Below are 480 nucleotides of genomic sequence, written 5' to 3' on the forward strand. Positions count from 1 at the left end.
TTGATACACCTCGACGAAGGGATAATGGCCGCTTTGAGCGGCGATGATCTCGTACGAGGGATACATGCAGATCAGGATATTGCACAGGCAGGGCAAGAGCCTGCGTGCCATTGTTTGTGAGGTTGGCTGCTCGGTCAACACGGTAAGGAAGTATCTGGCGGCGCAGGACGCGCCGAAGTTTCGGCCCGCGGCGACTCCGCGCGAGTCGATACTGAAACCGGTCGAAGCCTACCTCCGGGAACGGATCGCGGCAGCGGCACCGGACTGGATTCCAGCGACGGTTCTGTGGCGCGAGAGTCAGTCGAAGGGATTCGATGGCGGCGAGAGAATCGTGCGCAAGTTCGTTGCCACATTGCGACCTGTACCGGCGCCCGAACCTTTGGTGCGATTCGAGACTGCTGCGGGCGATCAGATGCAGGTCGACTGGGTCGAGTTCCGCAGACGCAAAGAAGCGAATCTGTTCGCATTCGTGGCCACTCT

General features: G+C 59.8%; 1 protein-coding gene. It reads left to right on the forward strand.

Features of this window, described 5'->3' with window-relative positions; all coding sequences use genetic code 11:
- Nucleotides 1–64: 64 nt before the first annotated feature.
- On the forward strand, nt 65–480 hold a 416-nt coding region (locus tag NCT03_RS33695), incomplete at its 3' end, for an IS21 family transposase (RefSeq protein ID WP_502800458.1).

The sequence above is a fragment of the Caballeronia sp. GAWG1-1 genome (assembly GCF_023631465.1).
Classification (GTDB): Bacteria; Pseudomonadota; Gammaproteobacteria; order Burkholderiales; family Burkholderiaceae; genus Caballeronia.